This is a genomic window from Atlantibacter hermannii (assembly GCF_009907385.1).
GTDB classification, from domain to species: Bacteria; Pseudomonadota; Gammaproteobacteria; order Enterobacterales; family Enterobacteriaceae; genus Atlantibacter; species Atlantibacter hermannii_A.
In genome coordinates this window covers 41,395-62,404 of the sequence record NZ_JAAATR010000073.1, presented here as the reverse complement: position 1 = coordinate 62,404, position 21,010 = coordinate 41,395, and the positions used below count along the sequence as shown (strand labels likewise).

The window sequence follows — 21,010 nt, the reverse complement described above, 5'->3', positions numbered from 1 at the left end:
GCCCACGCATGAAGCCACAGATCCTGATAATAGCGTTAACAGCAGCCCTGAGCGGCTGTGACAATTCGCAAGGGCCGATTGCCTATACGCCTGAAATGGCAAGCTTTTCTAATGAATTCGATTTTGATCCGCTGCGCGGGCCGGTGAAGGACTTCAGCCAGACGCTGCTCAATGACAAGGGTGAGGTGACCCGGCGCATAAGCGCGACGCTATCGGAAGAAGGGTGTTTCGACTCCCTTGAGTTTCACGATCTGGACGCCAATACCGGCGCAGCGCTGGTGCTGGATGCAAACTATTATCTTGAAGCCGACTCCGGTGAAAAACGGGTAAAGCTCCAGGGTAAATGCCAGCTGGCTGAATTACCGGCGATCGGGTTGCTGTATGATACCGATGACAACGGGTTCGTGGTGGCGGCACGCAGCAAAGAGACCACCATAAACTACCGCTACGATGAGGAAGGTTATCCGCTGGGCAAAAAGACCCAGGCGAAGGCCTCGACGCTGGCGGTGGAAGCCAAAGCTCCCCCCGATAAGCGCAAGAAACTCGATTATCAATCGGTGAGCACGCTCAATGATAAAGCCATCGCGCACGCTACGCAGGCCTGTCAATACGATCGCTATTTTAATCCGGTAAGCTGCACGCTGGATATTACCGATGAGAGCGTCACGCCGCCGTCGCTACAGCATTTCACCATCAAAAACACCATTGAATATTATTGATCCCGCGGCCGCGCCGCGGGCAGGGGTTACTGCGCGGTCGGCTTTAAAATGCTGCCCGGGGTTTTGTGTTCCGCCAGGTATTGATGCTGGAAAATGCACATCCGAATGGTGTTGCGGTATTCGCCGTTGATGAAAAATTCATGCACCAGTTCGCCCTCTACCGTAAAGCCCAGTTTGCGGTAGATGTGGATCGCTTTAACGTTCTCTTTATCGACGATTAAATAGAGCTTATAGAGATTCAGTACCGTAAAGCCGTAATCCATTGCCAGCTTAGCCGCGCGAGATGCCAGGCCTTTGCCCTGATGCTCGGGAGAGATGATGATTTGAAATTCCGCGCGGCGGTGAACGTGATTAATCTCAACCAGTTCCACTAATCCGGCCTTATCGCCATCGCACTCCACCACAAAGCGCCGCTCGCTCTGGTCGTGAATATGTTTGTCATACAGATCGGACAGTTCCACAAAAGCTTCGTAAGGTTCTTCAAACTAGTAACGCATGACGCTGGCGTTGTTATCAAGCTGGTGAACGAAGCGCAAATCTTCCCGCTCAAGCGGACGAAGTTTGACGGAATACTCGCTGGGCATGGTAAATCCTTTATTAGCAGGTGAAACAAGGGCCCCCGTGGGAGCCCTGAGTATTACGGCGTAATCTGGCGGCCCGTGCGACGATCCAGGCAGCGAAGGGTATTCGGTTCCCAGTAAGCGTTCATATTGGCGCTTTGCTGGCATTTATCCTGGGCGTCGAAAGCAACGTCCGCTTTATCCCACTCTTTTTCTGCGCGTTTATTCACTTTCTGGCGCAGCGAGCGCGTGTCATTCCATTGCTCTTTATCCATCGCCGCGTTCTGGCGGGATTGCGCGCTGTCACCGGATTCGATGACCAGTCGGTCGGTCTGCGCATGGAGCGGCGAAGCGATGGTAAACACACCAGCCAGCAACATCAGCACTGCAGATTTGCTAAGGAGGTTTTTCATCCTGGTTTCCTTTCTGGTTAAACAGTACATATCGGTATCCCGACGCTTTTATTATACCATTGCCGCGTTACAGAGCAGCACACACAAACGCCATTATCAGGATTTTCCTTCAACATGATTAAAACAACCCTGCTGTTTTTCGCGACCGCGCTGGCTGAAATTATTGGCTGCTTTCTTCCCTGGTTATGGCTGCGACGCGGCGCGAGTTTGTGGCTGTTGTTGCCCGCCGGGCTGTCGCTGGCGGTATTTGTCTGGTTGTTGACCCTGCATCCTGCCGCCAGCGGCCGCGTTTATGCGGCTTACGGCGGCGTCTATGTGATGACCGCGCTGCTGTGGCTGCGGGTCGTGGACGGCGTCAAACTCAGCGTTTATGACTGGCTCGGGGCGGGGATCGCCCTGTGCGGCATGCTGATCATCGTCGCGGGCTGGGGCCGCGCATAACCCAAATTTAGCTGCAAAAATGAGCAGGTCACCAAACTGTTTGTGACTGCACTCATACTTTTGTGATCTTCATACTTGTATGGTAGTAGCTCAGTTGCGTAAATTGAACGCAACTTAATACATGCCGTTCACGTTGTAAGGAAAAACCATGAAGATCGTCAGTGCTGAAGTTTTTGTGACCTGTCCAGGGCGCAACTTTGTCACCCTAAAAATTACTACCGACAGTGGATTAACCGGGTTAGGGGATGCCACGCTTAATGGCCGCGAGCTGTCGGTGGCGTCATATCTGAAAGATCATCTGTGCCCCCAGCTGGTGGGGCGCGATGCGCACCGCATCGAAGATATCTGGCAATTTTTCTATAAGGGCGCGTACTGGCGTCGCGGCCCGGTCACCATGTCGGCCATTTCCGCCGTCGACATGGCGCTGTGGGACATCAAAGCCAAAGCCGCCAATATGCCGCTGTATCAGTTGCTGGGCGGCGCATCCCGCGAAGGGGTGATGGTTTACTGCCACACCACTGGCCACAGCATCGACGAAGTGCTGGATGACTACGCCCGCCATAAAGAGATGGGCTTTAAGGCCATCCGCGTACAGTGCGGCGTGCCGGGTATGAAAACCACCTACGGGATGGCGAAGGGGAAAGGGCTGGCCTACGAGCCGGCGACCAAAGGCGAATGGCCGGAAGAGCAACTGTGGTCTACCGAGAAATATCTCGACTTCACCCCGAAACTGTTTGAAGCGGTACGCAGCAAGTTCGGCTTTAACGAACACTTACTGCACGACATGCACCATCGCCTGACGCCTGTCGAAGCCGCGCGCTTTGGTAAGAGCGTGGAGCAGCATCGCCTGTTCTGGATGGAAGACCCCACTCCAGCCGAAAACCAGGAATGCTTCCGCCTGATCCGCCAGCACACTGTTACGCCCATCGCGGTAGGCGAAGTGTTCAACAGCATCTGGGACTGCAAACAACTGATTGAAGAGCAACTGATCGATTATATCCGCACCACCATTACCCACGCAGGCGGCATTACCGGCATGCGCCGTATCGCCGATTTTGCTTCGCTGTATCAGGTTCGTACCGGTTCCCACGGCCCGTCGGATCTCTCGCCGGTTTGCATGGCGGCGGCGCTGCATTTCGACCTGTGGGTGCCAAATTTCGGCGTGCAGGAATATATGGGCTATTCCGAACAGATGCTTGAGGTATTTCCGCATAACTGGACCTTTGATAACGGCTATATGCACCCGGGTGACAAGCCGGGGCTGGGCATCGAATTTGATGAAAAACTGGCGGCGAAATACCCCTACGAACCTGCCTGTCTGCCGGTCGCCCGTCTTGAAGACGGCACGTTGTGGAACTGGTAAACCCTGACGATTAATTGAATCCATGCTCAGGAATGGAGAGCAGTCATGAAATTTATAAATGATAGTTTTATGATTAATAATGAATCAGGGCGCAAATTGTATCGTGAACTGGCAAAGGATTTGCCGGTTATCGATTACCATTGCCACCTTGATGCAAAAGAGATTTATGAAAATAGATCTTTTCAGGACATTACTCAATTATGGCTGGCGGGCGACCACTATAAATGGCGTGCCATGCGCGCCAATGGCGTCTGTGAAGAGAAAATTACCGGCAGCGCCTCGTCAGAAGAGAAATTTCAGGCATGGGCAGAAACAGTTGAAGCCTGCTTCGGTAATCCGCTTTATCACTGGACGCATCTGGAGCTGAATTATTATTTCGGTATCGAAGAAAATCTCGATTCCAGCAACTGGCGCGAAATCATGGACGCCTGCAATCAATGTTTATCGCAGGATGATTTTAAACCCCGGGGGCTTATTTCACGCTCCAACGTTGAAGTCATTTGCACCACCGACTCGCCGCTGGACTCGCTGGAATACCATCGCCTGTTGCGCGACGAGACGGATTTTAAAACCCGGGTGCTGCCAACATTCCGCCCGGATGAGATTTTTGAGGAAAACCCCCAGCAGTTCCTGTTATTTATCGGGAAACTGGCGGCGTTAACCGGGATTAATATTCAATGTTTTGCCGATCTGTCACGGGCAATGGAAAATCGCATTGATTATTTCCATGAGGTGGGTTGCCGTATTTCCGATCATGGTCCGGTCGAAATCCATTACCAGGCTGCGACGGAAAGCGAAGTGGATAAATTATTCACTAAAAAATGCAGCGGCGAAGCTTTAAGCCTGCACGAGAATGCGGCACTGATGAGCGCAATCTTTGTGATGCTGGCCGGGCATTATAAACAGCGCCAGTGGGCCATGCAGATCCACTTTGGCGCAATCCGCAGCAATAATACCCTGATGAAGCAGAAGATCGGCATCAATACCGGTTTTGACTCTATTGCCGATCAGTGCCATCTGGCGCAGGGATTAAACGGTTTGTTGGATAGCATGGCGCGTAATCATGCGCTGCCAAAAACCATCCTTTATAACCTGAATCCGATTTATAACGATATTGTCGCCACGACAATCGCCAACTTCCAGTCCGCCAGTGACGGCGTGAAATCACCTGTCCAGTTTGGTTCCGGCTGGTGGTTTAACGACACGCGGCGGGGCATGGAAAGCCAGCTAAACTGCCTGGCCGATCAGGGGCTGCTGATGAATTTCGTTGGTATGCTCACGGATTCCCGCAGTTTTATTTCCTATACGCGCCATGACTATTTCCGGCGGATTTTATGTAATCTGGTCGGTGGATGGGTTGAGCGTGGAGAAGTGCCTGATAATCCCAAAATATTATCAAATCTAATAATAAATATTTGTCACGATAACGCTAAAAATTATTTCCGATTCTAATCTCTCTGACCCTATTGAGGATAGTCCATGTCTCAGTCCAAAAAGCAAATTACCATACCCGTCAGTATTGGGTATGGCGTAACCGATATAATGGGTGGCGGCGCCTTTACCGTCATTGGTGCCTGGCTTCTGTTCTTCTATACCACGTTTGTCGGGCTGTCGCCGGTAGAAGCCGCCTCTATTGTAGCCATCGCCCGTATTGTCGATGCGATTGTCAGTCTGTTTATGGGCAGCTTTACCGACCATTTTTATAAAAACTATTTAGGCAAAAAATTCGGCCGTCGTCGCTTCTTCTTATTAATTGGCGCGCCGTTGATGCTGGTTTATTCTTTACTCTGGCTCAACGGCATGACGTATGGTTTTTATCTGGCGGTCTATCTGGCATTTGAAATTATCGCGGCGATGGTGCTTATTCCGTGGGAAACCCTGCCGTCAGAAATGACCAAAGACTTTAACTCACGCACAAAATTATCCACCTGCCGTATGTTCTTTTCGGCCACCGGCACTTTCCTGGCAACCTTTATTCCGGGACTGCTGATTGGTTTCTTCGGCGAGCATAATGCGAATGCCTATTTGATCAACGGCGTGGTGTTTGCCGTACTGTTTATGGTATGTGTGTTTATTTCCTGGAAAGTCACCTGGGAGCGTGAATTAACGCCGGAAATGCTGGCGGAACTGGAACGCCCCAGCGAAGCGAAAACCGCTAAGGAAAAACTGGCTCAGTTGGGCAACTTATTCCGGGATTATGGCTCAACCCTGAAAGTCCGTGCGTTCAGAAAACATCTGGCGATCTATCTGTTCTCCTTCACCGCCAAAGATGTCTATAACACCGTGTTTGTCTTCTTCTGCGTGTACTGCCTGCAGGTTTCGTCCTCCCTGGCCGGGACACTGCTGTCGATGAGTATCGTCGGGCTGCCGGTCACCCTGCTGGCGGGTGTGGCGATCATTAAATATGGCCCGTCGCGCCTGTATGTGTTCGCCTATACGGTAATGATGCTGTGCCTGTTTGGCTTGTTCCTGGTGTATCAATTCCCGACCGACAATAAAGTGCTGCTGTTAGTGGTATTGGCAGCGGTGTATCAGGTAGGGCGTTGCGTACTGGAATTTACCCCATGGAACGTGTTCCCGTTTATTCCTGACATTGACGAGATGATCACCCGTCAGCGTCGTGAAGGGCTGTTTGCCGCGGTGATGACCTTCTCCCGTAAAACCACGGTAGCGATTGCGACTTTTATCGTGGGTTTGCTGTTGCAGAGCGGCGGCTTTGTGAAAGGCAGCCAGGTCCAGCCGGAAAGCGCGGTAAACACCATCGCTTCACTGCTGTTCATCGGCACGGCGGGCCTGCTGCTGATTGCCCTGTGGCAAGCGTTGACCTTCCGCCTGAACAAGCGCACCCACAAGATTTTTGTTGATGAAGTGGAGCGTCTGAAAGCCCACGGCGCGAAAAGCGACGTTCAGCCAGAGACCCGTCACGTGGTCGAGGATCTCACCGGTTATCGTTATGAAGAATTGTGGTGCAGCGACGAATCGGCATCACATCTGAAACCCGCCGAACTGCGCGTTTCACGAGACAGTTAACAGCCAGCCTCCCTGAAAAGGGGGGCTTTTTAGTGAGTTTATAGCGAGTTAAACATGGAAAACAGAACGTTACCTTCACCGCAATACGATCGCAGCACGCTGGTGACCCGCTGCGTCCACCTCGGCTTCGGCGCTTTTCACCGCGCCCACCAGGCGGTGTACGCCGATATTCTGGCGACCGATCACCGCAGCGACTGGGGTTATTGCGAAGTCAATCTGATCGGTGGTGAACAGCAAATTGCCGATCTTAATCAGCAGGGCCGCTTATACACCGTGGCGGAAATGTCCGCCGACGGCTGGACGACCCGTGTCGTGGGCGTGGTTAACCAGGCGCTGCATGCTCAGGTTGATGGCCTGGACGCGGTGCTTGACGTCATGTGTCAGCCACAAATCGCGATTGTGTCGCTGACCATCACCGAGAAAGGCTACTGCCATTCTCCGGCTACCGGGCAACTGATGCCTGAGCATCCGTTGATCGCTGCGGATTTAAAACAGCCGCAACAGCCGGTTTCCGCCGTGGGCGTCATCGTGGCCGCCCTGGCGCGCCGTAAAGCGGCAGGCCTGCGCGGTTTCAGCGTCATGTCCTGCGACAATATGCCGGAAAACGGCCACGTGACGCGTAATGTGGTGCTGGCCTATGCCCGCGCGATTGATCCCGCGCTGGCAAACTGGATTGAAAGTGAAGTGACGTTCCCGTCCACCATGGTGGATCGTATTGTTCCGGCGGTCACCCCAGAAACCCTGCAACGCATCGCTGAGCAGACCGGCGTTAACGATCCGGTGGCCGTGGCCTGCGAGCCGTTCCGGCAGTGGGTGATTGAAGATAACTTTGTTGCCGGTCGCCCGGAATGGGAAAAAGCGGGCGCAGAGCTGGTGCATGACGTGCTGCCGTTTGAAGAGATGAAGTTACGGATGCTCAACGGTAGCCATTCGTTTCTGGCCTATCTGGGTTATCTGGCGGGTTATCCGCTGATCAACGTCTGTATGGAGGACGCCAACTTCCGCGCCGCCGCACGGGCGCTGATGCTGAACGAACAGGCCCCGACGCTTAAGGTGAAGGGCGTGGATTTAGCCCGCTATGCCGACAGCCTGATTGCCCGCTATGAGAACACCGCGCTGGCGCACCGTACCTGGCAAATCGCCATGGACGGCAGCCAGAAACTGCCGCAGCGGATGCTGGATTCAATCCGCTGGCATCTGGCGAACGGCTCCAGCTGGTCGCTGCTGGCGCTGGGCGTGGCAGGCTGGGTGCGCTACGTGCATGGCGTGGACGAGCAGGGCGAAACCATTGACATTAGCGATCCGCTGAAAGCCGATATCGCGGCAAAAGTGGCGCAAAGCGAGCAGGGCGAGGCGCGGGTTAAGGCACTGCTGGAGCTATCGGCGATATTTGGTAACGATTTGCCGCAAAACCCGGCGTTTGTTAGCGGCGTGACGGCGGCGTATGGGATGCTGCTGGAGAAAGGCGCGAAAGCGGCGGTTGCGGAGTACGCAAAAGCGTTGTAGCGATAATATGGAATGCCGCCCTGGGCGGCATTCCGACCACTTAGTGCATGCCCAGCCGAATTAATTCAACCGGCGCAACTTTACCTTCATAACCTTCCACTTCTACCGTCTGCTGGCGGCGCACGTCGGCAGCGGTCATTCCGTCACTCTGTATAGCGCGGATAATGCCAGTATGGCCGGTGCCATTAATCATGACCCGGCTGCCTTCGGTGATAGGGTTACGGTTACGATCATACGTCATCATGGTGGTTTTCTCCTGAACAGAATGAAAATTCAGACGGTGAATATTTTAAAAATCACCGGAGCGAAAACCTTAATGTCGATCAAAAAAAACGGATTTGTGTGATGAATGTCACGCTCAGACGTCGTCGCTGAACCAGTCGCGATTTTCCTGTTTGATGAGCTGAACCGACTCGCCGATCTCCTGCAAATGGCGGGTCATGGCGAGGTCAACGCCATCCGCATCATGCCTCTCCAGCGCGTTGAAAATATTCATGTGTTGTTCCAGCAGCATCTCCGGCGGCGACACGTGATCGAGGCTCATGTAGCGCACCCGGTCAATGGTGGCTTTGATATTCTCAATGGTATCCCATGCCAGCTGGCATTCGGCGATATCAGCCAGTTTCTGATGAAAGGCATCGTCGAGTTCGAAAAAGTCGTTAATCTGCTTACGCTCGATGGCGGTGCGCTGCTGATTAAGGTTTTGTTCAAGCTGATAAAGCTGTTCGGTGGTGATCATCCCGGCCGCGCGGCGCACTACCGCACATTCAATCGCCTGGCGCACAAAACAGCCGTTGCGCACCTGCGCCAGTGAAATCTTATTCACATAGCTGCCGCGCTGTGGGCGGATCTGGATCAAACCGTTTTCCGCCAGCTTGATAAAGGCTTCGCGTACCGGCTGGCGGGAGACGTCAAACCGTACCGAAACTTCTTTTTCCGACAGCGGGGTTCCTGGCGGGATTAAGCAATGAACAATATCGCTGCGCAAAATACGGTAAATTTGCTGATTAACAGGTTGGGTGGGATTTAACAGGGTTTCAACGGCCATCGGTATGTGCTTCGTTTGCGGGTAACTCACTCAATCTACCACGAATCCGCTACCCGGCGCGAGACCGGGCAGCAGCTAAGCATCAGGACCCGCGATGAACGCTTAATCCGGCATAGGTCTGGCTGACCGGCATCATTTCCAGCGTATTAATGTTGACGTGCGCAGGCAGGGTGGCGACCCACCACACCGCTTCGGTCACATCGTCCGGCGTGAGCGGGTTGGCATTCTGGTAGGTTTTGTCGGCTTTCTCATCGTCGCCTTTAAAGCGTACATTAGAAAACTCGGTGCCGCCCACCAGGCCTGGCTCGATATCGGTCACGCGGATCGCGGTGCCGTGCAGATCAGTGCGCAGATTCAGGCTGAACTGACGCACAAAGGCTTTCGTCGCGCCGTAAACGTTGCCACCCGCATAAGGCCAGTTGCCTGCGGTCGAGCCGATATTAATAATATGGCCGCGATTGCGTTCCACCATACCCGGCAGCACGGCGCGGGTCATATACACCAGCCCTTTGTTGTTGGTGTCGATCATGTTTTCCCAGTCTTCAACGCTGGCTTTGTGCGCCGGCTCCATGCCCAGCGCCAGCCCGGCATTGTTCACCAGCACGTCAATCGCGCGCCATTCCTGCGGCAGATGAGTGATCATCTCTTCAATAGCGGCGCGGTTGCGTACGTCCAGCTGGGCGGTGTACAGATTGTCGCCCAGTTCGTCTTTCAGTTCCTGTAAGCGTTCCTGGCGACGCCCGGTGGCAATCACCTTGTGACCATTTTGAATAAAACGACGGGTAATGCATTCGCCGAATCCGGCGGTAGCTCCAGTAACCAGAATAATCATCTCGCTGTTCCTCAACGCTTTTCGAAGTGTTTATTACCTTAGCATGCGAATCAGGGTTGTGGTAAGGGCGGCGGCGCGCAGAAATTATTGCGGCCCGGCAAGGGGTTGCATAAGCTTGGTTTTTGCCTGAAGTTCCTGCGGGAGTGCGTTATGCAGCAATCAAACCCTTTTTTCAGTGTCAGCCTCAAGCCTTATCAGGCACCGCCGTTCGATGAAATTCGCGATGAACACTACCGTCCAGCTTTTGACGAAGCGCTGCGGCTAAAACGCGAGGAGATCGCGGAAATCGCGTCATTTGTTGAATCCCCCAGTTTCGATAACACCTGTCTGGCGCTGGAGCTCAGTGGTCAGATGCTCAGCCGCGTGGTTAATGTCTTTTTCGCCATGACCTCGGCGCATACCAATGACTATTTGCAACAGCTGGATGAAGCGTTTTCCGCCGAACTGGCGGCGCTGGCAGATGAAATTTATCTGAATCCGGTGCTGTTCAGCCGCCTCGACGCCGTTTATCAGCAGCGTCATGAAATGGCCCCGGATGCCGAAGCGCTGCGCCTGATCGAGGTGATGTGGCAAAATTTTATGCTGGCGGGTGCGACCCTGGAGGCAGAGCAAAAAGAGGCGCTTAAGGCGATCAACCAGTCGCTGGCCCGGTTAACCAGCCAGTTTAACCAGCACCTCCTGGCGGCGGCGAAATCGGGCGGGCTGGAGATTAGCGATGTCAGCCAGTTAAAAGGACTGACGGAGGCGGACATTCAGGCGGCGGCTCAGGCTGCGGCAGATAAAGGACGGGAAGGGCGTTGGTGGCTGACGTTGCTCAACACGACCCAACAACCGGCGCTGCAGTCGCTGGAAGACCGTGATACCCGCAAGGCGCTGTTCGACGCCAGCTGGAACCGTACAGAAAAGAACGACGCTAACGACACACGTGACATTGTCACAAAACTGGTGACGCTGCGGGCCCAAAAAGCCGCGTTGTTGGGCTTTGATAATTACGCGTCCTGGAGCGTGAGCAGCCAGATGGCGAAAACCCCGGACGCCGCGCTGAGCTTTATGCGCAATATTGTTCCGGCTGCAACGGCGCGAGCGCGGCAGGAGCTGGCGGATATCCAGGCCTGTATCGACCACCAGCAGGGTGGTTTTCAGGCCCAGGCCTGGGACTGGGCATTTTACGCTGAACAGGTGCGCCATGAGAAATACGCGCTGGATGAAAACCAGCTGCGGGAATATTTCGAACTGGATCGCGTGCTGAACGACGGCGTCTTCTGGGCCGCCAGCAAATTGTTCGGCATTAAGTTGGTGCCGCGCGCCGACATTCCGGTTTATCACCCGGACGTGCGGGTATGGGAAATTTTCGACAATAACGGTGCCGGGCTGGCGCTGTTCTACGGGGATTTCTTCGCGCGCGAAAGCAAAGGCGGCGGCGCGTGGATGGGTAATTTTGTCGAGCAATCCACGCTGCTCGGCAATCTGCCGGTGATCTACAACGTCTGTAATTACCAAAAACCGGCGCACGGGCAGCCCGCGCTGATCGCCTGGGACGATGTCATCACGTTATTTCATGAGTTCGGCCATACCCTGCATGGTTTGTTTGCGCAGCAGCGCTTCGCCACGCTTTCCGGCACCAATACGCCGCGCGATTTCGTGGAATTCCCGTCGCAAATTAACGAACACTGGGCCAGTCATCCGGAGGTGTTCGCCAACTATGCGCGCCATTACCAGCATGGCGAACCGATGCCCGATGCGCTTAAACAAAGCCTGTTCCGCGCCGCGCAGTTTAATAAGGGTTATGACATGACCGAGTTGCTGGCGGCGGCGTTGCTGGATATGAACTGGCACACCCGCCAGGTTGATGAGCCGCTGGAGAGCGTGACGGACTTTGAGCGCCAGACGCTGGCGCGGGAAAAGGTGTTGATGGAAGCCGTTCCGCCGCGCTATCGCAGCAGCTATTTCGCGCATATCTTTGGCGGCGGCTATGCGGCAGGGTATTACGCCTACCTGTGGACCCAAATGCTGGCGGATGATGGTTATCAGTGGTTTATCGAACAGGGTGGATTAACCGCCGAAAACGGCCAGCGTTTCCGTGACGCCATTTTATCACGGGGTAACAGCTGTGATTTAGAAGCGCTATACCGGGACTGGCGCGGGCACAATCCCGAAACAGAACCCATGCTGAAAAACCGCGGGCTGTCGACGTTGAATTCCAGCGAATAAACACAGTGATAAAGCTACCTTTATCGGTAGCTTTTGCACTTCAGGCGGTCTGGATATCGAGACTATCCGGCGGATTCTGGTTGGCGGCAGGAGGAGCCTTAAGCCTGAGATCCACATCCAGACTGGCTTTCTTCATCTTCGGACGCACTCCTGGCCCGGTTATGGCCACCGGCACGCCCTGTTCAAGCCAGGCGGTATGGCGCGCTTTCTGCGCGGCGTTAAGAGGGCGTTCCGCCCAGACCAGAATATGGTCGTAGGGCTCGCGGCTGAGATCCGGCTGGGAAACCACACCCGCTAACACTTCCACCTGGAAGCCCTCTCCGGCATAGCGGATGGCTTCCAGCCATAACTCTACCGTATCGTTAAAATTGGTGCCTAAAATCAGCATCGACCCACCCGCACGTTTACGCATACTGCTCACTGCAAAGGTGGCGTATTCGATCAGGGCCGTATCCAGTCTCACGCGGCTGATTTCCAGTCCCGGTTGACGGCCTGCGGTAATCCACAGCCGGAACGGCCGGATAAACTCATCAATGAAGACGTGAGGTGGCACTTCGCGGGCGATCTTCCAGATAAAACCGCGCAGCTTGCTGAGATTACCCGCTTCGCACAGGGCATACAGTTGTTCCTGGTAAGCGAACCAGCCGGAATTCTTGCGGATCTCTTCGCCCATCATCAGTGCCTGAATGTTGCGCAGCGGCACGCCTTTGCCAATCCACTGCACAATGAGATTGACCTGGCTGATATGGGAAAAATCGTAATAGCGGTGACCCTTTTCATCTTTAAAAGCCCTGATAAGACCATAACGCTGCCACGAGCGTAAATTTTGTGTGGTCACTCCGCACTGAGAAGCGAGTATGTCTATCGAAAATCGGCCCATGTCAGGCTCCATGTGGCATGTTGAAGGGGAGAAAATTCCCTAAAAACATTTTGTCAGCAGGTTGTTAACAAAATGCGAATTAATGAGTATACGTTCTTTTCGAGTAAAGCGAGGTAAATATGCGTATTAAAGTGTTGTAGTCAGGCAGGTTTTGATTTTTGTTAAGCGCTCTTCACTCGAAACATACGAGTGATGACGCGATCAACCATTTTGATCGGGCAGTGAGAGGCTATCTACGCCAGAAATGATCAGCTTAAGTTTTATTAAGCTTTCAGGATTAAAAAGCCTAAAAAATAAACGCCAGAAAATTCCTCACAATTAAGAATATTTTTAAACTTGATGAAATGGATATAAAAAGGGCAAAAGAATATACTCTCGTTCTCAGCGTAAATTTCCTGAAAAGAGATTCAATCATTCGTCTGAAATGAATGGCTTAGCCATGTTGATTTTATAATTAATTGATTTTAATAAAGATATCTTCTGTAACATATTTCCCCGCTGTTTTGTCTGAAATTGACATTAAAAAATGAATTATTTGTCACAACAGTGCCTAAGCAAGCAGCGTAAAAATTACTTTTGAATGGCGGCCTTTCCGAAGGCTCGCTTAAGGTTCTCTATGTTTAAGCTTTCAGGTTTTAAAAACCAATTTTTGCAACCGAAATACTGGCTGACGTGGTTTGGACTCGGCTGTTTATGGCTGCTGGTTCAACTCCCGTTTCCCCTCATCCGGGCCATTGGTTTCAATGCAGGCAGATTATCGCGACCCTTTTTAAAGCGCCGCGAAGCCATTGCCCGTAAAAATATTCAGCTCTGTTTTCCCAACAACACGCCCGCAGATACAGAACGTCTGGTGACGGAAAATTTTAAATCGTTAGGTATGGCCCTGCTGGAAACCGGCATGGCGTGGTTTTGGTCCGATCGTCGGGTGCGTAAATATTTTGATGTAGAAGGCATGGAAAATCTGCAGCGCGCCGCCGCACAGCAGCGTGGCGTGATGGTTGTCGGGGTACACTTTATGTCGCTGGAACTGGGCGGGCGAATCATGGGCATCTGTCAGCCGATGATGGCAACCTACCGGCCACATAACAATGCGATGATGGAATGGGTGCAGACCAAAGGGCGAATGCGGTCTAACAAGGCGATGATCGATCGTCGCAATCTGAAGGGTATGGTCAGTGCGCTGAGGAAAGGTGAGTCAGTCTGGTTTGCGCCAGACCAGGACTACGGCATCAAAGGCAGTAGCTTCGCACCGTTTTTTGCCGTGAAAAATGTTGCCACCACCAACGACACCTTTGTGCTGTCACGTTTATCGCGTTCGGCGTTGTTGACGGTCACCATGGTACGCAGGGCTGATAACAGCGGCTATCGTCTGTATATTTCGCCGGAAATCGAAAACTATCCCACCAACGAAGCTGAAGCGGCGGCGTTTACCAACCAGATTATTGAGCATGAAATCCTGCGTGCCCCGGAACAGTATCTCTGGGTGCATCGCCGCTTTAAAACACGTCCTGCCGGTGAAGTGTCGCTGTACGTATAGCGCGTTGCGCGCGAATAGCACAAAAGCGTTGTGGCTATTTTACCCGCCATATCTCGGTTTTACCGAGCAATGACTGCTATACATAGCGCACTGTCTATACGTAAGATACATCATATGAACTGGATTTATTATCGTGGCGATTGGTATCGGGTCACCATTGTCACGAAAGATAAAGAGTATCGCCTGACGCGCCCCGGCCAGCGCACCCACATCACCATGACGCGTCAGGGCCTTGAACGTGCGCTGCGCGACTACTACAGCCTGACCATGGCGCCGCTCAACCCGTACAGCTAAATGCTGCGCTGATCCTCCAGATAATCCAGCCCCTCGGCGCTGATGCGGGTTTCCGGCGAATTAATACGCCAGGCGCGCTGGGCAATATTGTAGTTCATGGTAATGTGAATAAACCCTTTCTCCTGTAGATACAGCAGATGCCCGTCGAGGGTCATTTCATCCCCCAGCGATGCCGCCAGATCGGCATAGTCCTCCGCAACCATGGGGAGCGGATACAGGTCTTCCAGCTTGTTCAGAATGGTCCGCAGATGACTTTTTGAAATTCGCATAGCGCATGTCCTTGCCGTGTGGAGTTATCTGATAACTATAGATAAGGCAACGATAAACGCCGTTGCCGGCCTGAAAAATTTTCATCCGTTAAAGGTTGCTCTGGCTTCGCTTCGCTGCGTATGCTGCCGGGTGACGTTAGGGGAGGGAAAATGGGCCTACTGATTAAGGCGGCGCTGGGCGCGCTGATTGTGGTATTGATTGCGATCCTGTCGCGGACGAAAAATTATTATATCGCCGGGCTTATTCCGTTATTCCCCACCTTCGCGCTGATTGCACACTATATTGTAGCCACCGAACGCGGTGTCGAAGCATTACGCACCACCATTATTTTCGGCATGTGGTCGATTATTCCTTATTTTATCTATCTTGCCTCGCTGTGGTATTTCACCGGCATGATGCGGGTGCCGTTCGCGCTCGTTGCGGCGGTCGGCTGCTGGAGTCTCAGCGCCTGGTTGCTGATCCTGTGCTGGACGCGTTTTCACTGATTTTCACGCGCTTCGTTTACTCGCCGTTGAACCATCGACTGATAAGTTCAAAGGGTATTCCGGCGTTCTCTCTGCCATTGAGAACTGCGCGCAGACTACGAATTTCAAAGAACTATCCATGCAAGCATTTAACCGTCAGGGCTCTGGCGGTTTTTTTTTGCCTGTCCAAACCATAAAAATCAAAAGGCCCCCCGGTGTGCGTACCAACGAGGGGCCTTTCTCTGGAAGGGACTATCTCCGTTCATTAGTCATCCCATTTGTGGCTGAAATAGGCGGCAAGAAAACCGGAAAAAAGAATAATACCCAGTACTGCCATAAAAACATTCATATTGCCAAGCATGGTGGACCTCCATTTATTTGCTGATAAAACCTCACTTTGTTTAAAAAAAGAACCTCAACCGAGTGCAGAGAGAATACCGCACCCAACCTAAACAAAAGCAGAACTGTGTGAAGATAACGCGACGATCAGGTAAAACTTTTACGATAAGCTGCAGGCGAAACGGAAAAGTGTTGCTGAAAGTGATAGCGCAGCGTGCTGGCGCTGCCGAACCCGACCTGCGCGGCGATGTGGTCCAGCGACAGCCGGGTTTTTTCCAGCATCGTTCTGGCGCGCACCAGCCTTTCATTAAGCAGCCAACGCGCAGGCGTGGTGCCGGTGGCGTCCTGGAAACGGCGCAGGAAGGTGCGTGGGCTCATGCCGGCACGGCTGGCCAGCGACGCCACGGTATGGCTTTCCGCCAGTTGCTGGTGCAGATAATCAAACAGTAATCCCAGCCGCTTGCTCTCCCGCGCGACCGGCACGGGACGGACGACACTTTGCGACTGCGCGCCGTCGCGGTGGGGTTGCACCACCAAACGCCGCGCCACGCTGTTCGCCGTTTCCTGGCCGAAATCACGCCGCACCAGGTGCAGGCATAAATCGATGCCAGCCGCGCTGCCTGCGGAGGTCAGGACATTGCCTTCATCGACGTACAGCACATCGGGGACCACATCAATTGCCGGATAGCGCTGCTGGAGCGCGTCAAGATAGCGCCAGTGGGTGGTTGCCTGGCGGCCATCCAGTAACCCGGCAGCCGCCAGCACAAACACGCCGGAGCAAATCGACATCATTCGACAACCCCGCTCATGCGCGGCGCGTAGCTGTGCGCACAACGCCTCGGGAACCGGTTCATCCACGCCGCGCCAGCCCGGCACCATCACCGTACCAGCCTCGGCGATTAACGATAAATCGCCATCCGCCACCAACCGAACGCCGCCCGTGGCGCGCAGTTCGCCGTCATCGACGGACGCAACGGCGAAGCGATACCAGTTTTCCCCAAGCTCCGGACGCGGCAGGCCAAAAACTTCTACCGCGACGCCGAATTCAAAGGTACATAAACCGTCATAAGCCAGCGCAACCACCAGCGGACGGGAGAGGGAGGGTTTCATCATGTCATGATCCTGGCGATTTCTGTCACGTCTGAGCGCAGCCATCTGGCGGGGTGAACGTTAGAGTATTGTTAACACAAAACAGGAGTCACACCAATGAGCTATGTTACTGAATTTCCGCCCGCCCAGCCGCAACAGGTGGTTGCCCACTATCAACAGCGTTTAGCCTTCGAGACCGACTGCGCCGATGTTTACGCCGCCATTCGCGACGGCCAGCAGGATTTTGTTTTATTGCATGTGGTGGGAAACGAAACGACCTTTCATCGCCGCCATGTGCCGGGCGCGATCTTTTTACCCCACCGGGACATGACGCCCGCGAGGATGGATGAATGGCCGCAGGACACGCTGTTTGTGGTGTATTGCGCCGGGCCGCACTGCAATGGGGCGGATCGGGCGGCGTTAAAACTCGCCGGAATGGGGCGCTATGTGAAGGTCATGCCTGGCGGCATCACCGGATGGGCGGATGAAGCATTGCCGTTCGCTTAACTGACGCTGCGCCGCTCTAACCGGCGATACAGCGTGCTGCGCGAAATCCCCAACTGGCGGGCGGCCTGGGCCATATTGCCGTTGGCTTCACGCAGCGCCGCCAGTTCATCCGGCGGCGGCGGGACGGCGGTGAGCGCGGGCGCAGCCCGTAATCCAGGGCATACCACGCCTTCCGGCAGGGTATCTTCTTCAATGACATCGCCGTCATCATACAGCGCCAGCAGCACTTTCAGGAAACTCAGCAGCTGGCGGACGTTGCCCGGCCAGGGCAGGCGGGAAAGGGTGTGGAGCAGGTTATCCGATAAGGCGATTTGCCGCTTGACGCCACCCAACTGCTCCCAGAGCGTAAGGATAAACGCGGCAAGATCGGGCTTCTCACGCAGCGGCGGCAGCCGCAGCTGAAACTCCTGGATTCGGTACAGCAAATCTTCACGAAAGCTGCCTTGCTCCACGCACTGTTGCAGATCGCGGTGGGTTGCGCATACCAGCGCGAAATTAACATTATGGCGGCCATTGCCGCCCAGCGGCGTGACGCATTTTTCCTGTAGCACCCGCAGCAGGCGGGTTTGCATCGCCAGCGGCATATCCCCGATCTCATCGAGAAACAGCACGCCGTTATTGGCTTCACGCAGTTTGCCTTCGTAGCCCTTGGGGTTCGCGCCGGTAAACGCGCCGGGCACATAACCAAACAGCTCGGACTCGATCAGGTTTTCCGGCACGGCGGCGCAGTTAATGGCGACGAACGGCCCGCTGCGCCAGTGGCTTTGCTGATGCAGGGCGCGGCACAGATGCTCTTTGCCGCTGCCGGTTTCTCCGGTGATGCACAGCGCAATGCCCGCATTCAGCAGCCGCAACGCCTGCGGGTGGACCGGCGCCTGCATCGGCGGCACGGTGACGCGTGCGTTGTGATGGGTTTGCTGGCGCGCCAGGTAGCGGCGCTGGTTTAATGCGTCTACTGGCGCGGCGTGCCGGTCGGGCCGGTGGGTAAATAACGAACGCCATGCCACGCTGCCGATACTGGCCGGGGTCAGGTTAAACTCCTGCATCGCCCGCCGGTTGGCGCCGAGTAACACCTCATCGCCAAACACCATAATCATCTCGTTTTCCGGATCGTGCTCCGCATGCAAACGCAGCAGCCAACGGTCTTTGTTGAGCATATTGCAGGCCCAGTCGTGCTCGATATTCGCCACGGCGCGGCGGATAAGCATAACGGCGTCACGGCCGGGATGCGTCGCCGGGGTCGATAAATCCAGCACGCCGGCGATTTTTCCGTCAGGGCCGTAAACCGGCGTGGCGGCGCAGTACAGGCCGGCGTTGTGATTGAGGAAATGCTGTTCGCCCGCCACTTCGCAGAAATCACCGATGGCCAGCGCGGTGCCAATGGCGTTAGTGCCGCGCGCCTGTTCGCCCCATAAACTGCCGGGCAACAGGGCGAAGCGCTGGGCTTTGTGCAGGAAATCCTGATTGCCGAGGGTGTCCAGCACCAGACCTTGCGCATCGGACATCACAATAATCGACGGGCTGTTTTTGAGGGATGGCAGCAGGGTGCTGAGCTGCGGTTGCACCAGGCGAGATATCCACGGGTTTTGCTCACGAGCATTTTTCAGATCGGCAAGTGGAAGCACCGGGGCCGCTTCGTCGTCCCGCCGCAGGCCCAGACGCTCGGAACGCTGCCAGGACTCGCTAACCAGACCGGGGAGCACCAGGCGAGTGGCGCTGACGTTGACATGATGTGATCCGATTCTGCGTGGCATTATCCTCTCCGTGTCGTGAGTGTTGCATATATGTAGCATCAAAGTGTCGCATCTGTTGCGATGCGCGACACAATTCCGCGACAGGGGGAAACACTGTGCGACATCGGTGGTTTTAATATATTGAATTTAAAGCAATAAATATTTTAAACGCGGCGGCGTAAAAACTGGCATAAGAACTGCTTATGAACATGGGCCTTACCCTACACCATCATAATCAGAGGACATTACAATGAAATATGCCCATCCTGACCAGCCAGGCGCAAAAGTCACTTTCCGTGAGCGTTACGGCAACTATATTGGCGGTAAATTTGTTGAGCCGGTTGCAGGCAACTATTTTTCTGATACCACGCCGGTAACGGGCAAAGTGGTGGCGGAATTCCCGCGCTCCGACGCGCAGGACATTGAGCGGGCGCTTGACGCCGCCCATGCCGCCGCAGAGGCGTGGGGTAAAACCAGCGTTCAGGCGCGTTCGAACGTGCTGCTGGCGATCGCCGACCGTATTGAAGAGAACCTGGAAAAACTGGCCCTGACCGAAAGCTGGGATAACGGCAAACCGATTCGCGAAACCTTAGGCGCGGACCTGCCGCTGGCGGTGGATCATTTCCGCTATTTCGCAGGCTGTATTCGCGCCCAGGAAGGCACCGCGGCGGAAATCGACAACACCACCGTGGCGTATCACATCTACGAACCGCTGGGCGTGGTCGGCCAGATTATTCCGTGGAACTTCCCGATCCTGATGGCGGCCTGGAAACTGGCCCCGGCGCTGGCGGCAGGCAACTGCGTGGTACTGAAACCGGCTGAACAGACGCCGCTGAGCATCTGCGTACTGATGGAAACCATTGGCGATCTGCTGCCGGAAGGGGTGGTCAACGTGGTGCACGGTTTTGGTGAGGAAGCGGGCGAAGCGCTGGCGCGCAGTAAACGCATCGAGAAAATCGCCTTTACCGGCTCGACGCCGATTGGCCGCCATATTCTTTCCTGCGCCGCCGAAAACATCATCCCGAGCACCGTCGAACTGGGCGGCAAATCGCCAAACATCTACTTTGAAGACGTGATGAACGGCGACCAGGATTTCATCGATAAAGCGGTAGAAGGGGTGGTGCTGGGCTTCTTTAACCAGGGTGAAGTCTGTACCTGCCCGTCACGCGCGCTGATTCAGGAATCAATCTACCCGCAGTTTATCGAAAAAGTGCTCGCCAAAATGGAAACCATCCGCAAAGGCGACCCGTTTGATACCGACACCATGATTGGCGCGCAGGCATCGGAAGAGCAGTACGACAAGATCCTGTCCTGGATCTCGATTGCCCGTGAAGAAGGCGGTGAAATCCTGACCGGCGGTGAGCGCGTCGGGCACGGCGACGCGCTGGAGACCGGATATTACATCCAGCCGACGCTGATCAAAGGCAACAACCAGATGCGCAGCTTCCAGGAAGAGATCTTCGGGCCGGTGATCGGCATCACCACCTTTAAGGATGAAGCGGAAGCCATCGCGCTGGCGAACGATACCCAGTATGGCCTCGGCGCAGGCGTGTGGACCCGTGACATCAACCGCGCATGGCGTATGGGGCGGGCGATTAAGGCGGGCCGCGTCTGGACCAACTGCTACCACCTGTACCCGGCGCATGCGGCGTTTGGCGGCTACAAAAACTCCGGTATTGGCCGTGAAACCCACAAAATGGCGCTCAATAATTACCAGCAGGTGAAGAACATCCTGGTGAGTTTTGATAATAAGCCGATGGGGTTGTACTAACCG

The 21,010-nt window shown here is 54.5% G+C and carries 21 protein-coding genes and 1 pseudogene; 12 read left to right on the top strand and 10 right to left on the bottom strand.

Features of this window, described 5'->3' with window-relative positions:
* Positions 1 to 8: 8 nt before the first annotated feature.
* Positions 9 to 719 (top strand): YnfC family lipoprotein, encoded by a 711-nt coding sequence (locus GV764_RS17380; RefSeq protein ID WP_161661204.1) that lies wholly within the window; start codon positions 9 to 11, stop codon positions 717 to 719.
* Between the two features lie 26 nt (positions 720 to 745).
* Here the strand turns inward: GV764_RS17380 and speG are convergent.
* Both speG and GV764_RS17370 read right to left on the bottom strand, forming a co-directional pair.
* Positions 746 to 1,303: pseudogene (gene speG, locus GV764_RS17375) on the bottom strand (spermidine N1-acetyltransferase).
* Between the two features lie 53 nt (positions 1,304 to 1,356).
* Positions 1,357 to 1,692, bottom strand: a complete 336-nt coding sequence (locus GV764_RS17370; protein ID WP_161661203.1) for a DUF1283 family protein — start codon at positions 1,690 to 1,692, stop codon at positions 1,357 to 1,359.
* Positions 1,693 to 1,806: 114 nt separating this feature from the next.
* Here GV764_RS17370 and GV764_RS17365 point away from each other — a divergent pair, with 114 nt between their 5' ends.
* The 5 genes from GV764_RS17365 (at position 1,807) to GV764_RS17345 (ending at position 8,032) form a co-directional block, all read left to right on the top strand.
* On the top strand, positions 1,807 to 2,133 hold the full coding sequence (locus tag GV764_RS17365; protein ID WP_161661202.1) for a YnfA family protein: 327 nt from the start codon (positions 1,807 to 1,809) through the stop codon (positions 2,131 to 2,133).
* 148 nt (positions 2,134 to 2,281) lie between these two features.
* The gene (rspA, locus tag GV764_RS17360) at positions 2,282 to 3,496 is read left to right on the top strand and encodes a starvation-sensing protein RspA (protein ID WP_161661201.1); all 1,215 of its coding nucleotides are present in this window, start codon (positions 2,282 to 2,284) and stop codon (positions 3,494 to 3,496) included.
* 45 nt (positions 3,497 to 3,541) lie between these two features.
* Positions 3,542 to 4,948 (top strand): glucuronate isomerase, encoded by a 1,407-nt coding sequence (gene uxaC / locus GV764_RS17355; RefSeq protein WP_161661200.1) that lies wholly within the window; start codon positions 3,542 to 3,544, stop codon positions 4,946 to 4,948.
* Between the two features lie 27 nt (positions 4,949 to 4,975).
* On the top strand, positions 4,976 to 6,526 hold the full coding sequence (locus tag GV764_RS17350) for an MFS transporter (RefSeq protein WP_161661199.1): 1,551 nt from the start codon (positions 4,976 to 4,978) through the stop codon (positions 6,524 to 6,526).
* A gap of 54 nt (positions 6,527 to 6,580) precedes the next feature.
* Positions 6,581 to 8,032: a mannitol dehydrogenase family protein gene (locus tag GV764_RS17345; RefSeq protein WP_161661198.1), complete on the top strand. Its 1,452-nt coding sequence runs from the start codon at positions 6,581 to 6,583 to the stop codon at positions 8,030 to 8,032.
* Between the two features lie 40 nt (positions 8,033 to 8,072).
* Here GV764_RS17345 and ydfZ read toward each other — a convergent pair whose 3' ends face one another.
* The 3 genes from ydfZ to ydfG all read right to left on the bottom strand — a co-directional run bounded on the left by ydfZ (position 8,073) and on the right by ydfG (position 9,912).
* Complete coding sequence (gene ydfZ, locus GV764_RS17340; protein ID WP_161661197.1) at positions 8,073 to 8,276, bottom strand: putative selenium delivery protein YdfZ; 204 nt, start codon at positions 8,274 to 8,276, stop codon at positions 8,073 to 8,075.
* Between the two features lie 114 nt (positions 8,277 to 8,390).
* The gene (locus GV764_RS17335) at positions 8,391 to 9,080 is read right to left on the bottom strand and encodes a GntR family transcriptional regulator (RefSeq protein ID WP_161661196.1); all 690 of its coding nucleotides are present in this window, start codon (positions 9,078 to 9,080) and stop codon (positions 8,391 to 8,393) included.
* 82 nt (positions 9,081 to 9,162) lie between these two features.
* Positions 9,163 to 9,912 carry a bifunctional NADP-dependent 3-hydroxy acid dehydrogenase/3-hydroxypropionate dehydrogenase YdfG gene (gene ydfG / locus GV764_RS17330; RefSeq protein WP_161661195.1) on the bottom strand — a complete coding sequence of 250 codons (750 nt, stop codon included), beginning with the start codon at positions 9,910 to 9,912 and terminating at the stop codon, positions 9,163 to 9,165.
* A gap of 150 nt (positions 9,913 to 10,062) precedes the next feature.
* On the opposite strand from ydfG, the gene dcp reads away from it, so the two are divergent.
* The gene (gene dcp / locus GV764_RS17325) at positions 10,063 to 12,123 is read left to right on the top strand and encodes a peptidyl-dipeptidase Dcp (protein WP_161661194.1); all 2,061 of its coding nucleotides are present in this window, start codon (positions 10,063 to 10,065) and stop codon (positions 12,121 to 12,123) included.
* 40 nt (positions 12,124 to 12,163) lie between these two features.
* On the opposite strand, the gene GV764_RS17320 is transcribed toward dcp, so the two are convergent.
* Complete coding sequence (locus tag GV764_RS17320) at positions 12,164 to 13,003, bottom strand: MerR family transcriptional regulator (protein ID WP_161661193.1); 840 nt, start codon at positions 13,001 to 13,003, stop codon at positions 12,164 to 12,166.
* Between the two features lie 616 nt (positions 13,004 to 13,619).
* Here GV764_RS17320 and lpxP point away from each other — a divergent pair.
* The gene (gene lpxP / locus GV764_RS17315; RefSeq protein ID WP_161661192.1) at positions 13,620 to 14,540 is read left to right on the top strand and encodes a kdo(2)-lipid IV(A) palmitoleoyltransferase; all 921 of its coding nucleotides are present in this window, start codon (positions 13,620 to 13,622) and stop codon (positions 14,538 to 14,540) included.
* Positions 14,541 to 14,654: 114 nt separating this feature from the next.
* Positions 14,655 to 14,834, top strand: coding sequence for a hypothetical protein (locus tag GV764_RS17310; protein ID WP_161661191.1), 180 nt, complete (start codon positions 14,655 to 14,657; stop codon positions 14,832 to 14,834).
* Here GV764_RS17310 and GV764_RS17305 read toward each other — a convergent pair.
* Positions 14,831 to 15,103 (bottom strand): hypothetical protein, encoded by a 273-nt coding sequence (locus GV764_RS17305; RefSeq protein WP_161661190.1) that lies wholly within the window; start codon positions 15,101 to 15,103, stop codon positions 14,831 to 14,833. The two genes, GV764_RS17310 and GV764_RS17305, sit on opposite strands and share 4 nt — an antisense overlap.
* 150 nt (positions 15,104 to 15,253) lie before the next feature.
* Between GV764_RS17305 and GV764_RS17300 the strand changes: the two genes are divergently transcribed.
* The gene (locus GV764_RS17300; protein WP_161661189.1) at positions 15,254 to 15,589 is read left to right on the top strand and encodes a GlpM family protein; all 336 of its coding nucleotides are present in this window, start codon (positions 15,254 to 15,256) and stop codon (positions 15,587 to 15,589) included.
* Between the two features lie 244 nt (positions 15,590 to 15,833).
* Here the strand turns inward: GV764_RS17300 and mgtS are convergent, their stop codons facing one another.
* Positions 15,834 to 15,929, bottom strand: coding sequence for a protein MgtS (mgtS, locus tag GV764_RS17295; protein ID WP_000901367.1), 96 nt, complete (start codon positions 15,927 to 15,929; stop codon positions 15,834 to 15,836).
* Positions 15,930 to 16,054: 125 nt separating this feature from the next.
* Positions 16,055 to 17,020: a transcriptional regulator FtrA gene (gene ftrA, locus GV764_RS17290; protein WP_236651895.1), complete on the bottom strand. Its 966-nt coding sequence runs from the start codon at positions 17,018 to 17,020 to the stop codon at positions 16,055 to 16,057.
* Positions 17,021 to 17,113: 93 nt separating this feature from the next.
* Here ftrA and GV764_RS17285 point away from each other — a divergent pair, with 93 nt between their 5' ends.
* Positions 17,114 to 17,503: a rhodanese-like domain-containing protein gene (locus GV764_RS17285; RefSeq protein ID WP_161661187.1), complete on the top strand. Its 390-nt coding sequence runs from the start codon at positions 17,114 to 17,116 to the stop codon at positions 17,501 to 17,503.
* Here the strand turns inward: GV764_RS17285 and GV764_RS17280 are convergent.
* Positions 17,500 to 19,257 (bottom strand): sigma-54-dependent Fis family transcriptional regulator, encoded by a 1,758-nt coding sequence (locus tag GV764_RS17280; RefSeq protein WP_161661186.1) that lies wholly within the window; start codon positions 19,255 to 19,257, stop codon positions 17,500 to 17,502. The genes GV764_RS17285 and GV764_RS17280 overlap by 4 nt on opposite strands.
* A gap of 229 nt (positions 19,258 to 19,486) precedes the next feature.
* On the opposite strand from GV764_RS17280, the gene exaC reads away from it, so the two are divergent.
* Positions 19,487 to 21,007 (top strand): acetaldehyde dehydrogenase ExaC, encoded by a 1,521-nt coding sequence (gene exaC, locus GV764_RS17275; RefSeq protein WP_161661185.1) that lies wholly within the window; start codon positions 19,487 to 19,489, stop codon positions 21,005 to 21,007.
* Positions 21,008 to 21,010: the final 3 nt, after the last annotated feature.